Source organism: Allobosea sp. 05T433, assembly GCF_056396065.1.
In genome coordinates this window covers 15500-28272 of the sequence record NZ_JBFTKS010000046.1, presented here as the reverse complement: position 1 = coordinate 28272, position 12773 = coordinate 15500, and the positions used below count along the sequence as shown (strand labels likewise).

The following is a 12773-nucleotide window of genomic DNA, read 5'->3' as shown; positions in this document are numbered from 1 at the left end:
CTGCTCGACCTGGCCTGCCGGCGTCGGGCGATGCAGCCGGCGCGGACGCGACGAGCGGTCCGCCAGCCCGGCCATGCCCTCGGCGGCGAAACGGGCGATCCATTTATGGACGGTCTTGAGGCTGACGCCGGCCGCCCTGGCGATCACGCGAGAGGCCGTGCCTGCCGCCGCCATGCGCACGATCCGCTCTCGACCCAACTGCGTCAGCCGGGCATTCTTGTGGATGTTCATCCGGTTCCTCCGAGGGGTCTGAAGCTTCGCAACCTCAGCTTCCTCGCTCGGGACCGGATGGACAACCTATTGAGAGCTCACAGCTAGCTCATCGGACCGGACATCGTATCCGCCCCGATGATCTAACCTTTTGTGTTAGCATCGGCTTTGCCCCGAAAACCGCAATCCACTTTTCGGGCCGATCCTTTAACGCATCGCAGCGGCACGTCTTCGGCGGCGAGCCCCATCCTGCTCGCTGTTTTTCGACCGGCGATCTGAGAGACGCGTGGCTTCGCGTGGCGCCGGAAGGCGCTGCGCGCACACTCGCGCAAGACCCGCTACCAGAGCCGCAACATAGCTGCGCCCCCGACGAATAGAGGCTCCGATGGCTCTCTCAGGGGGGGCGGGCGACCAGGCGACGAAGGCGATCATCCGTGCCGCGACGGAACCGCGCCTGTCCCTGTCGCTTGGATACAAGGGCAAGATCCGAGGGAACATCGACTGGCAACATCGACTGGCAAGATCCCCGGCGATCTCGGCCGCGCGGCGGCCGCGATGAGCAGCTCCCGGCCGATCCCGGTCATGCCCATGATCCCGGAAAACCGCCAGCCCGTGCTGGTCGTTGGCGGGCTTCCGCAGGATCGGCAGCGCGCTTTGAGGGCGTCAGTCGAACTCCTTGCGGAATTTCTCGCTGACGGTGGCTGCCTGGCGGAAGCGCCCGATCGAGAAGGGCTCCAGCGGCGTCTGCGTCGCGCCGTCCACGATCATCTCGCTGAGGCATAATCCGACGCCGGGGCCGATCTGGAAGCCGTGGCCGCAGAAGCCGAAGGCATGGAACAGCCCGGCGGTCGTCTCGCTCGGCCCGATCACCGGGATCATGTCTGGCAGATAGGCCTCGATGCCGGACCAGACGCGGATGACATGGCAATGCGCGAGCATCGGCGCGACACGCGCCAGCGCCCGCATCGCCGCCAGCGTCTTGGCGGGAGGGACGGGGGCCCGGTTCGCCTCCGGATCGGCCGCCGTGCGCGGATAGCCGGCCAGGATGATGTTGCCGCGCGGGATCTGCCGGAAGATCACCGACCCGTCGATCGCCTGGACGGAGGGCCCGATCGCGTAGGGAAACGGCTCCGTCACGAATTGCGGCGGGCCGGCCGGAAAGACCGGCGCGGTCTCGCCGAACCGCTCCGCGATGTCGAGCGCCCAGGCGCCGGCGCAGTTGACGAGCGCGCCGCAGCTCAGCCGCGCGCCATCGGCGAGCGTCAGCGCGAAGCCGTCGCCCGCGCGATCCACGGCGGTGACGCGGGTGTTCTCGCGGATGACGGCGCCGAGCCTGGCCGCGGCCCGCGCCACGGCCGGCGTCGCGATCCTGGGATTGGCCGTGGCGTCGCGTGCCGAAAACGTGGCGGCGACGGCCCGTTCGCCGAGCCAGGGCCAGCGCCGCCGGAGCTCGGCAGGTCCGACCCGCTCGATCGCCAGCCCGTAGGATTCCGAGACCCCGGCATAGCCCTCGAGCTTGGCCTGCTCCGCCTCGTCATAGGCGAGATAGAGATGGCCGGTTTGCTCGAACTCGCACTCCTCGCCGATCAGGGCATCGAAATCCTCCCAGAGGGCCTGGGAGCGCAGGGACAGCGGGTACTGCCCGGGAAAGCGGCCCTGAAGCCGCAGGTTTCCGAAGTTGACGCCACTCGACTGGGCGCCGACCAGGCCTTTCTCGATCACGGTCACGCTGTGCCCGCGCCGCGCCAGGAAGAAGGCGGTCCAGGCGCCGATCAGCCCGCCGCCGACGATCGCGACATCGCTCGTGCGCTCGCTCATGCCGCATCCCCGGCTGCCGCGAGCGCAATCGGCTTGACGGGGGCCTGGCCGCGCAGCCGCCCGGCGCAAGCGCCATCCTGCCCGCTCTTCGCCGCCACGATCTCTTGCAGGGCAGGGCCGCAGACCCGGCCCTGGCAGCGGCCCATTCCACAGCGCGTCATCGCCTTGACCCGGTTGACCTCGATCGGCCCGAGCTCCTTCTCCATCGCCGCGCGCACCTCGCCGACCGTCACGTTCTCGCAGCGGCACAGCGTCACGGAATCCGGCAGGACGGCGATCTGCGCCGCCGGCCAGGCGAAGGCGCGCGCCAGCCCGAGCTGGAAAGCACGCAGGCGCTCGACCTGCCGTGCCAGCCGCCGCACCGCCTCGCTATCCTGCGGATGGCCGAGATCAGCGAGAATCGCGTGGGCGGCGAGCGCGCCGCTCGCTTCGGCCGCGTCGGCGCCGCCGATCCGCACCCCGTCTCCGGCGAGGTAGAGGCCCGGCCTCGCCCGGCCCAGGCTGTCGATCCTGGGCAGGTGCAGCCGGAAATCCGGGTCATAGGCGAACTCGGCCCGCGCCAGGTCGGCCAGTTGCGTCTCGGGCTTCAGGCCGTAGCCGAGCGCGACGGCATCGCAGGCGAAGCGGCGTTCGCGGCCACGCGCATCGGCCAGCACCAGAGCCTCGACGCGGTCCGCGCCCTCGACGGCGATCGGCGTCACGCCGTGCAGCATCTCGGTGCCGGCGCGGAGGGACGCGCCCATGTACCAGATGCCCCGCAGCAGCGTCCGGGGCGCTCGCAGCAGGGCCGGGATCGTGGCGGCCTTGGCGGCGAAGGGCGTCGTATCGGCGATCACGGCGATCTGCGCGCCCATGTCGCGATACTGCTTCGCCGCCAGCGCCAGCAGGGGCGACGAGCCGAGGAAGGCGACGCGGCTTCCGATCAGGCAGCCCTGATCCTTCAGCGCGACCTGGGCGCCGCCGAGCGTGAACACGCCGGGCAGGGTCCAGCCGGGCAGGGGCGCCACCCGGTCCATCGCGCCGCTGGCGATCAGCAGCCTGTCGAAAGCGAGCGTCTCGGCCCGCGCGTCGCACAGCAGATGCAGCTGGTTGCCGTCGATGGCCCAGACCAGCGTCCGCGGGCGGTAATCGATCTTCGGGCGCAAGGCCGCGAAGCGGCGATGCAACGCAACGTATTTCCCGGCCTCCGAACCCATCAGCCTGGTCATGTCGAGCGCGAGATCATCGGCCGGCCGGCGATAGCCTTGCCCGCCCGCCCGCGCGCCCTCGTCGATCAGGATGGGCCGCAGCCCCTGTGCGCAAAGCACCTCGGCCGCGCTGATGCCGGCCGGGCCAGCGCCGATGATGACGATGTCAGCCATGGGCGCCAGCCACAGGCTGCGGTTCGGCAAACAGCACCATGCCGTCGGCGACCTTTGTGGTGCAGGCCCTGAGCCTGCCGCCTTCAGCGCTCCAGACCCAGCAATCCTGGCAGGCCCCCATCAGGCAGAAGCCGGCCCGCGGCTCGCCGCCGAATTCCAGCCGGCGGAGCAGCGCGCCGTTCGCCAGCAGCGCGGCGAGGACGCTGTCGCCACTCGTCGCCGGGATGGTCGTGCCGTCGAAGCTGAGCGTCGCGGGGGGCCCGGTACGGGCTGCCACGCGGCGGAACTGGGCCTTCGGAGCGTCCATGCGGGGTCCAGGAGTTATTTCAATGCGATAATAGTTTTCGAATATTGATAAAACACGCGTCGACCGTCAAGCGCCTCGTGCTTGCGGTTCAGACGCGCGAGATCGCGTGCGCGGTGGCGATGACCAGGGAGGAAAACCGGGAGACGACCTCCGCATGGCTATAGCGCGAGGTCGAGGTGGCGATGTTCACGGCGGCCTCCGGACGGCCGTGATGATCGACGATCACCGCGGCGATCGAGGCGTCGCCGAGATAGACCTCCTCGAAGGCGGTGGCGTAGCCCTGCGCCGCCGCCTGGCGCAGCTTCGCTTGCAGGGCATCGCGCTGCCAGGTCGTCGAGGGCGTGTGGGCCTGGAGGTCGGAGGCGTCGATGATCGCCATCGCCTCGTCCTCCGGCAGGCGCGAGAGCATGGCGATGCCCGGCGCGGTGCAATAGGCCGGCATCCGCGTGCCGATGATGACGTCGGTGTTCAGCACATGGCGACTGAGAAAGCGCGAGACGAAGATGATCTCGGTTCCCTCGCGCACGGTGAGATTGACCGTCTCCTCCGTCTCCTTGCTCAGATGCATGAGATAGGGCATCGCCCGGTCGAGAAGACGGCTGCTGCGCACGAAATGATAGCCGAGATCGAGCGTCTTCGCGGTCAGCTCGAAGCGCTTTGTCTGCGCATCCTTGCGGAGATAGCCGAGCCGGGTCAGCGTGTGGGTGAAGCGCTGCGCGGCGCTGACATCCATCCCCGTCTCTGAGGCGACCTGTGACAGGTTGAGCGTCTGGTGCTGGCGGCCGAAGGCGGACAGCACCCGGAAGGCCTTCTCGACCGAGTTGACCATCAGCGCATCCTCCTTGCGCCCGGCCTGATCGGCTGGTGCCGCCGCTTTCCTGCGGCCGTTCTGTGTCGCTTCCGGCATCGTCATCGGGGGCTGTTCTCCTGGCTCAATCAATGGCCGTGGCCAACGGCCTTGACAAGGTGAGCCTTTCGCGCAGATTATTCAATAGAAGTTATCGCATAACAATAAACATTCATCGGAGAGCGGTATGAAGGACTCTGTTCTGGTCGAACTGCGTGGCGCCGTCGGCATCCTGACCCTCAATCGCCCGGAGATACTCAACGCCTGGAACGCGCCGATGCGGTCGCGCCTCGTCGAGGGGCTCGACGAGCTCGAAGCGAACGAGGCAGTGCGCGCCATCATCCTCACCGGCGCCGGCGACCGCGCCTTCGGGGCCGGCCAGGATCTCAACGAGACCAAGACCTTCGATCCCGACCGCGCGGAATTGTGGATGGGCGAGTGGGAGCGGCTCTACGACCGGATCCGCTCGCTCTCGAAGCCGCTCGTTGCGGCGCTGAACGGCGTGGCGGCGGGTTCGGCCTTCCAGGTCGCGCTGCTCTGCGATCTGCGCATCGGCCATGCCGGCGTCACGATGGGCCAGCCGGAGATCAACTCCGGCATCGCCTCGGTGACCGGCCCCTGGATCATGCGCGAGATGATCGGGATCGCCCGCACCATCGACCTGACCCTGACCGGGCGGATGATGGATGCCGACGAATGCTTCCGGATCGGCCTGATCAACCGGGTCGTGGCGAAGGACAAGGTGATGGAGGCGACCCTTGCACTGGCGCAGGAGCTGGCCGGCAAGCCGCCCGTCGCCATGCGCCTCAACAAGGCCCGCTTCCGCGAGGTCACCGAGGCAAGCTTCCGCGAGTGCCTGGTTGCCGGCATCCGCAACCAGCGCGAGGCCTACGGCACGGGCGAGCCGGCCCGGATGATGGAGCAATTCCTGGCGATCCGGGCTGCACGCAAAAGCGCCTGACGGAACCACGCGCCTGACGGGATGGCGGGCCTGACGATCTGATCACCTACGGGGACATGCGGAAAACCGCTGAAAAAGGGGAGATGAAGATGACGAACACGATGACGAAGCCGACGCGGCGCACCCTGCTGCAACTGGCGGGCGGCGCAGCTGCGGGCGCGCTTGCAGCACCTTATCTCACCGGCACGGCGCGTGCCGCCACGCAGATCACGGTCGCCGACCCCGGTGGGCCGTTCGGGCCGGCTTTCCGCAAGGCCTTCTACGACCCCTTCGAGAAGGCGACCGGCAACAAGGTCGTCAACGTCGCCCGCGAAGCGGAGCCCACCGCCCAGTTCAAGGCGATGGTCGAGACCAAGTCCTATACCTGGGATGTCTGCACGCTGACGCTCTCGGCGCGCGATATCCTGAAGACGCAGGGCTTGCTCGATCCGATCGGCTTCGCGCATGCCGATGTGCCCAGGCTGATGCCGGAAGCGATCTCGCCCGAGTTCATGGGGACGGATGTCTATTCGACGATCTTCGCCTACCGCACCGACCGGGTGAAGAATGCCCCGGCGAGCTGGGCCGATTTCTTCAATGTCGAGAAGTTCCCGGGGCGCCGCGCCCTGCGCAAGAACCCGATCGACACGATCGAACAGGCGCTGCTCGCCGACGGCGTGCCGCTCGACAAGCTCTACCCGCTCGATATCGACCGGGCCTTCAAGATGCTCGACAAGATCAAGCCGCATGTCGCGGTCTGGTGGACAGGCGGCGCGCAGTCGACACAGCTGCTGCAAAGCGGCGAGGTCGACATGCTGCCGGGCTGGAACGCGCGCCTGCAGGCCGCGATCGACGGCGGCACGCCCGCCAAGATCGTCTGGAACCAGGGGCTCTATTCGATCGAGGGCTGGGGCCTGCCGAAGGGCGGACCCAAGGCCGATGTCGCCCGCCAGTTCATCCGCTTCTGCTCGGACCCCAAGGCGCAGGCCGTCTTCACCGAGGTTCTCGCCTACGGCCCGACCAATCTCGACGCCTATCAGACGATTCCCGCCGAGCGCGCCAAGGTCCTGCCGACCTCGCCGGAGAATCTGAAGCTGATGGCCATCGCCAACGAGGATTGGTGGAGCGCCAATCGCTCCAAGGTCACCGAACGCTTCAACTCCTGGCTCCTGGCCTGATCCGATGGCGACGAGCGCAGGCATGACCGCGACCCAACCGAAGACGGCCAAGCTCGTCGTCGAGGGCCTGTGCAAGCGCTACGGCGCGACCACCGCCCTCGAGCCGAGTTCGCTCAGCGTCGCCGAGGGCGAGTTCCTCACCTTGCTGGGGCCTTCGGGCTCCGGCAAGACCACCCTGCTGCAGCTCATCTGCGGGCTGGTCGAGGCGAGCGAGGGGCGGGTGGTGATCGACGGCCGCGACCAGTCGGCCACGCCGGTTCACCAGCGTGATATCGGGCTCGTTTTCCAGCATTATGCGCTGTTCCCGCACCTGACCGTGGCCGAGAACATCGCCTTTCCGCTGAAGATGCGGGGATGCGCGAGCGCGGAGGTCGCAAGCCGTGTCGCGGCGACGCTGGACATGGTGCATCTCGGCCATCTCGCCGGGCGGTTCCCGCGCGAATTGTCCGGCGGCCAGCAGCAGCGCGTCGCGCTGGCGCGCTGCTTCGTCTACCAACCCTCGATCATCCTGATGGACGAACCTCTCGGCGCACTCGACAAGAAGCTGCGCGAGCACATGCAGATCGAGATCAAGCGGCTGCACCGCGAGAGCGGCGCCACCATCGTCTATGTCACGCATGATCAGGAAGAGGCGCTCGCGATGTCCGATCGCATCTGCCTGATGAACCATGCGAAGATCGAGCAGCTCGGCACGCCGCGCGACATCTACGAGCGCCCGCGCACGGCGTTCGCGGCCGATTTCATCGGCATCTCCAACATCTTCCGCGGCCGCTGGGACGGCAATGGCACGATCGAGACGGTGCATGGGCGCTTCGCCCTGCCGAGCGGCGCGCGCTGCCAGAGCCAGGACGCCGCCCTCGTCATCCGCCCGGAAAACCTGCATCTCGGCGCCCAGGACGGCAACGCCGTGAACGGCTGCGTCCGCGAGGTGGTCTATGCGGGCTCCGAGACCCGCGTCATCGCCGCGCTCGACGACGGCAGCCCGCTCGTGCTGCGCCTGGGGCCCGACGACGTGGTGCCCGGGATCGACGAGAGGATCGTCGCCGGCTGGGCGCGCGACAAGGCGGTACTGGTCGCATGAGTGCGGTGACCCTCAGCAGCGCGCCCGCGCGCCCGGCCAGGCTGCGCCTCAGTGCGCTCTGGCTGGCGGTACCCGGCCTGTTGTTCCTGGCCGTGTTCTTCGTCTATCCGGTTGCGCAACTGCTCGGCCTGAGCATCGTCGATCCGGAGAGCGGGGCCTTCTCGGCCGGCGCCTATCAGCGGATCGCCGCGACGGATGTCTATCTGCGCGTGCTCGGCATCACCTTCCGCATCGCCGGCTGGACGGCGCTGTGGTCGCTGCTGATCGGATACCCGCTCGCCTACTGGATCGCGCGCCTGCCGAACATGTTTCGCGGCCGCATGCTGCTCTTCGTCATGGTGCCGTTCTGGACGAGCTATCTCGTCAAGACCTTCGCCTGGATGATCGTGCTCGGGCGCAACGGCATCATCAATTCGCTGGTGACCGGCTCCGGCATCGTCGACGAGCCCTTGCCCCTGCTGCACAACCAGTTCGGCGTCATGGTCGGCATGGTGCACGCCATGGTGCCGCTGGCGGTGATGACCATGCTCCCGGTGATGGCCGGAATCGACCGGCGCCTCGTCCAGGCGGCGCAGACGCTCGGGGCCGCGCCGGCGCGCGCCTTCTGGCTGGTCTATTTCAAGCTCTCGCTGCCGGGCGTGGCCGCGGCTGGCCTGCTCGTCTTCATTTCCTCGCTCGGCTTCTTCATCGTGCCGGCCTTCCTCGGCGGGCGGCAGGAGACGATGCTCGCGCAGCTCATCATCACGCAGGTGCAGGAGCTGCTGAACTGGTCCTTCGCCGGGGCATTGTCGGCGATGATGCTGGTGGCGGCCCTGGTCTCCTGCCTGATCTACGATCGGCTCTTCGGGCTCTCAACCATCGCCGGCGGTTCGGCCCAGGTCAGCACGGGGCGCATCCGCGACCTCGGCCTCGCGATCCTCTCGGCCGTCGCCACCCTGTCGGGCCATCTCGCCAGGCTGGCGCAAACCCTGCTCGGCAAGCGCGTCTGTGCCGGGCTGCTGCCCGGCTTCTGCTGGCTCGTCATCGCCTTTCTGGTGCTGCCGACGCTGCTCGTCATCCCGCTCGCCTTCACCTCGTCGCAGTTCCTCGAGTTTCCGCCGCCCGGTTATGGCCTGAGCTGGTTCCAGACCTATTTCAGTTCGCCGCTCTGGATCCAGGCGACGATCCGCTCCTTCGCGGTTGCCTTCGTCACCGCGCTCGCGGCGACCGCGATCGGCGGCTTCGCGGCTCTGGCGCTGGCTAACAGCCGCACGCGCTGGGGCGGGCTGATCTTCGCGCTCTTCCTCGCGCCGATGATCGTGCCGCGCATCGTCGTCGCGGTCGGGCTGTTCTATCTCTTTGCGCGGCTGGGATTGATCGCGACCGATCTCGGCCTCGTCATCGGCCATACCGTGCTGGCGATCCCCTTCACGCTGGTCACCATCGCCGCCGTGCTCAAGACCTATGACCAGCGCCTCGACCAGGCGGCCGCGACGCTCGGCGCCAACCGGCTGCGCACCCTGACCGGCGTCACCATCCCGCTGGTGAAGGGTGGTCTCGTCGCCGCCTTCCTCTTCGCCTTCATCACCTCCTTCGACGAGCTGACCATCGCGATCTTCGTCTCGGGCGGGGTCAAGACGACGCTGCCGAAGCAGATGTGGGACGACATGATCCTGCAGCTCAACCCGACGCTGGCAGCGGTCTCCGTGGTCGTCTTCATCGTGGTGACGACGATGCTGCTCATCGCGGAACGCTTCCGCTCCCCTTCCTGATCGACCGAACCAGCGACCGAGCATGACCTCCTTCGATGATGACGGCTTTGTAGGCCTTCTGACCGCGCGCGCCGCGGCCGAGCCGGACCTTGTCTATGCGCGCTTCTGCGGCGAGCCGGTGAGCTATGCCGGGATCGAGCAGCGCTCCGCCGCCTTCGCGGTGCATCTCAGGGCGCGCGGCATCAAGCCCGGCGACCGGGTCGCCGTGATGATGCGCAACTCGATCGCCACGATCGCCGTGGTCTTCGGCCTGGCCAGGGCCGGTGCCGCATGGGTGCCGGTCAATGCCCAGCAACGCGGCGAGGGGCTGCGCTATCTGCTGACGCATTCGCAGCCGCGCCTCGTCGTCGCCGATGCCGAGCTTGCGCCGCAGATCGCCGAGGCGATGGCCTCGGAAGCGGCGCTGCCGCAGCTCCTGCATGAGCCCGGTGGCGAACTCGACGCCGTCCTGGCCCGCAACGAACGCTTCGACGAGCCGGCGCCCTCCGCCGATGCCGTCTTTGCCATCATGTACACATCCGGGACGACGGGACGGCCGAAGGGCGTGGTCGTCTCGCATCGCATGCTGCGGCTGGCGGCGGAAAGCGTCGGCCGCCTGTCCGACGCAAGGCCGGGCGAGGTCTTCTTCGTCTGGGAGCCGCTCTACCATATCGGCGGTGCGCAGCTCCTGCCGCTGCCGATGATCCGCGGCATCACGCTCGCCATGGTCGAGCGCTTCAGCGCCAGCCGCTTCTGGGCCCAGGTCCGTGAGGAGGGCGCGAGCCATATCCACTATCTCGGCGGCATCCTGCAGATCCTGCTCAAGCAGCCGCCTTCGCCGCTCGATCGCGAGCATGGCGTGCGGATCGCCTGGGGCGGCGGTTGCCCGCCCGAGATCTGGCCGCAATTCCGCGACCGCTTCGGCATCGGGATCCGCGAGTGCTACGGCATGACCGAGGCCTCGAGCCTGACGACCTGCAACGTCGCCGGCGTGCCCGGCTCGGTCGGCCGGCCGATGCCCTGGTTCACGGTGAAGCTGCTGGACGGGGAGGGCAGGCCGGTGGCGACCGGCGAGCGCGGCGAGATCGTGATCGAGACCAGCATCCAAGGCGCGATCTTTCCCGGCTATCTCGACAATCCCGAGGCGACGGCGAAGGCGTTGCGCGAGGACGGTTTCCATACCGGGGACCTCGGTTCGTTCGATGCCGACGGCAACCTCTATTTCCACGGCCGGATGACGGACAGCGTGCGCTGCAGGGGCGAGAACGTCTCGGCCTGGGAGGTCGAGCATGTCGCCGCCGAGCATGAGGCGGTCGAGGATTGCGCGATGATCGGCGTGGCGGCGGATGTCGGCGAGCAGGACATCAAGCTCTTCGTCAAGCCGCGCGACGGCAAGGTCATCGATCTCCAGGCGCTGTCCAACTGGCTCGGCAAGCGCCTCGCCCCTTACCAGAACCCGCGCTACATCGCCGTCGTCGACGAGTTCGAACGCACGGCGAGCCAGCGCATCATGAAGCACAAGCTCTCGCCCCGGCTCGACGACTGCTGGGACCGGGGTGCCACCGCGATGAGACACTGACATGGCCGGCTGCGATATCCTGATCTCGGGCACCGGCGGCTTCGCCGCGCGCATCGCCTTCGACATCGCCGCGACGGCCGACGAAGCTGTCGAGGTCATCATCGCCGGGCGCAATCGCGAGCGGCTGAACTGGCTGCGCACCGCCGCGAATGCCCGTGCCGCGCTGTTTGGCAAGAAGGCGCGCTTTCGGACGCACGCCATCGATCTCCTGGCGCCCGATGCCTCGGACGCGCTGCTCGCGGCGACGGACCCCCGCATCGTCGTGCAGGCGGCCTCGATCCAGACATCGCAGGTCATCGCCCAGAGCGGCAACGCCTGGACGCAGCTCGTCGCCGAAGGCGGCCTGAGCGCGACCGCCGTCTTCCAGGCCCTGATCAGCGCGCGCGTCGCAGCCGCCATCACCGCCCGCGGCAAGCCGGTCACGCTGGTCAATTGCAGCTTTCCCGATGTCGTCAACGGCATCATCGTCGCGCTCGGCCACGCCGTCGCCTGCGGCATGGGCAATGTCGCGATCCTCTCCAACGTCTTCGGCGGCTCGGCCGCCACGCCACCGGGGGTCGATCTCAAGGTCCTCGCGCACTACCAGAATCTGGCCGCCTGGCGCCGCCGGCCCGAGGAACGCGGCGGGCGGGCGCCACGCGTCTGGCTCGACGGCGCCGAGGTCGCGGATGTCTACGGGCGTTTCGCCGATATCCAACTCACCCCCGAGCCGGTCATCGAAATCTCGGGGGCGAGCGGCGTTCCCATGGTGCTCGCCATGGCGGCCGGCAGGCCGTGGCGCGGCCATGTGCCCGGCCCGAACGGGCTGCCGGGCGGCTATCCCGTGCGGCTGAGCGACGGGGCGCTCGAACTCGACCTTCCCAGCGCTGTCGCCAAAGCCGAGGCGATTGCCTGGAACGCCTCATTCGAGGAGGAGAACGGTCTCGTCGTCTCGCCGCAAGGCCATGTCAGCTTCACCGGCATCCTCGGCGACAGGCTCGCCGACCATGTTCCGGCGCTTCGCAAGGGCTTCCCGGTCCGGGAGCTGGAAACGGTTTGCGAGGACCTGCTTCAGCTGCGCTCCGCCCTAATGCAGGTCTAGAACATGCTGCGGAAATGGGGCAACGAAATTCTCTAAGCTACTGGAGTTGATCCAGTTTTCTGCGTTCGGCCGATCTCGTCCAAACGCAGCGTGATCGAGCCTGCCTCGATCGGGGATCGCGCGCCGCCGCGCCTTGCCCGGGGCGCCGACGCGCCAGGTCCGCCCGGCACCGCCTCGACCTGGACCCCCAACACCTCATCATGGGAATGATCCGCAGCATTCCCCGCATGGCGTTGAAGCGCAGCTCCGTCAGTGGGGGGCTGCGAGACGGTGATGGCGGTTGATGGAGAAGCCGGGACTCCAGCGCGAAGCGCTGCTCAGGCTTTGGACCGTTCATCCGAATATCAGCGACGAACCGCGGGACTGCTTCAGCTACGTCAGCACCAGATGAGCAGCGTCGGCCGTTAGGCGCTCCGGTTGGCGACAGGATGAGGAAAGCGGGCCTGGCCCATTTCCAGTGGCTTTCGATGCCGGCCGGAGCGGGGGCTGTTGCGGCTTCTCCGGCGAAACGATCCTGTCGAGGCGCGACGCGTCTGGCGCCGTGTCGGCACATCCGGCCGGTCTTCCCGGTTGTTACCTTGCGGCAACACGCCCAAAACAAATCACAGAATCAAGGGTTTGCGAGCGCGGGCTGACAGTGC

11 protein-coding genes are annotated in these 12773 nt (G+C 68.0%); 6 read left to right on the top strand and 5 right to left on the bottom strand.

The window, feature by feature from the left end:
• From AC1DGP_RS32870 to AC1DGP_RS32850, 5 genes are all read right to left on the bottom strand, one after another.
• The coding region (locus AC1DGP_RS32870) for a leucine zipper domain-containing protein (protein WP_441509266.1) at window positions 1–231 on the bottom strand (231 nt) is incomplete at its 3' end.
• A gap of 642 nt (window positions 232–873) precedes the next feature.
• Window positions 874–2028 (bottom strand): NAD(P)/FAD-dependent oxidoreductase, encoded by a 1155-nt coding sequence (locus AC1DGP_RS32865; RefSeq protein WP_441508720.1) that lies wholly within the window; start codon window positions 2026–2028, stop codon window positions 874–876.
• Window positions 2025–3389 carry an FAD/NAD(P)-dependent oxidoreductase gene (locus AC1DGP_RS32860; protein WP_441508719.1) on the bottom strand — a complete coding sequence of 455 codons (1365 nt, stop codon included), beginning with the start codon at window positions 3387–3389 and terminating at the stop codon, window positions 2025–2027. Before AC1DGP_RS32860 ends, AC1DGP_RS32865 begins: the two co-directional genes overlap by 4 nt.
• Complete coding sequence (locus tag AC1DGP_RS32855; protein WP_441508718.1) at window positions 3382–3696, bottom strand: (2Fe-2S)-binding protein; 315 nt, start codon at window positions 3694–3696, stop codon at window positions 3382–3384. The genes AC1DGP_RS32860 and AC1DGP_RS32855 overlap by 8 nt, the downstream gene beginning before the upstream one ends.
• Window positions 3697–3784: 88 nt before the next feature.
• On the bottom strand, window positions 3785–4609 hold the full coding sequence (locus AC1DGP_RS32850) for an IclR family transcriptional regulator (protein ID WP_441508717.1): 825 nt from the start codon (window positions 4607–4609) through the stop codon (window positions 3785–3787).
• Between the two features lie 121 nt (window positions 4610–4730).
• Here AC1DGP_RS32850 and AC1DGP_RS32845 point away from each other — a divergent pair, with 121 nt between their 5' ends.
• From AC1DGP_RS32845 to AC1DGP_RS32820, 6 genes are all read left to right on the top strand, one after another.
• A complete protein-coding gene (locus tag AC1DGP_RS32845; RefSeq protein WP_441508716.1) occupies window positions 4731–5504 on the top strand; it encodes an enoyl-CoA hydratase/isomerase family protein in 774 nt (257 codons plus the stop codon).
• 89 nt (window positions 5505–5593) lie between these two features.
• Window positions 5594–6661: an ABC transporter substrate-binding protein gene (locus tag AC1DGP_RS32840; protein WP_441508715.1), complete on the top strand. Its 1068-nt coding sequence runs from the start codon at window positions 5594–5596 to the stop codon at window positions 6659–6661.
• A 22-nt stretch (window positions 6662–6683) separates the two neighbouring features.
• Window positions 6684–7742, top strand: coding sequence for an ABC transporter ATP-binding protein (locus AC1DGP_RS32835; protein WP_441508714.1), 1059 nt, complete (start codon window positions 6684–6686; stop codon window positions 7740–7742).
• Entirely contained in the window at window positions 7739–9493 is a 1755-nt protein-coding gene (locus AC1DGP_RS32830; RefSeq protein WP_441508713.1) for an ABC transporter permease subunit, read from the top strand. Before AC1DGP_RS32835 ends, AC1DGP_RS32830 begins: the two co-directional genes overlap by 4 nt.
• Window positions 9494–9515: 22 nt before the next feature.
• A complete protein-coding gene (locus AC1DGP_RS32825) occupies window positions 9516–11051 on the top strand; it encodes a class I adenylate-forming enzyme family protein (RefSeq protein ID WP_441508712.1) in 1536 nt (511 codons plus the stop codon).
• 1 nt (window position 11052) lies between these two features.
• Window positions 11053–12132: an SDR family oxidoreductase gene (locus tag AC1DGP_RS32820; protein ID WP_441508711.1), complete on the top strand. Its 1080-nt coding sequence runs from the start codon at window positions 11053–11055 to the stop codon at window positions 12130–12132.
• The last annotated feature ends 641 nt before the right edge of the window (window positions 12133–12773 follow it).

Coding starts and splice junctions, on each gene's coding strand:
- AC1DGP_RS32865 (WP_441508720.1), bottom strand. CDS start 2,028: ATGAGCGAGCGCACGAGCGATGTCGCGATCGTCGGCGGCGGGCTGATC.
- AC1DGP_RS32860 (WP_441508719.1), bottom strand. CDS start 3,389: ATGGCTGACATCGTCATCATCGGCGCTGGCCCGGCCGGCATCAGCGCG.
- AC1DGP_RS32855 (WP_441508718.1), bottom strand. CDS start 3,696: ATGGACGCTCCGAAGGCCCAGTTCCGCCGCGTGGCAGCCCGTACCGGG.
- AC1DGP_RS32850 (WP_441508717.1), bottom strand. CDS start 4,609: ATGACGATGCCGGAAGCGACACAGAACGGCCGCAGGAAAGCGGCGGCA.
- AC1DGP_RS32845 (WP_441508716.1), top strand. CDS start 4,731: ATGAAGGACTCTGTTCTGGTCGAACTGCGTGGCGCCGTCGGCATCCTG.
- AC1DGP_RS32840 (WP_441508715.1), top strand. CDS start 5,594: ATGACGAACACGATGACGAAGCCGACGCGGCGCACCCTGCTGCAACTG.
- AC1DGP_RS32835 (WP_441508714.1), top strand. CDS start 6,684: ATGACCGCGACCCAACCGAAGACGGCCAAGCTCGTCGTCGAGGGCCTG.
- AC1DGP_RS32830 (WP_441508713.1), top strand. CDS start 7,739: ATGAGTGCGGTGACCCTCAGCAGCGCGCCCGCGCGCCCGGCCAGGCTG.
- AC1DGP_RS32825 (WP_441508712.1), top strand. CDS start 9,516: ATGACCTCCTTCGATGATGACGGCTTTGTAGGCCTTCTGACCGCGCGC.
- AC1DGP_RS32820 (WP_441508711.1), top strand. CDS start 11,053: ATGGCCGGCTGCGATATCCTGATCTCGGGCACCGGCGGCTTCGCCGCG.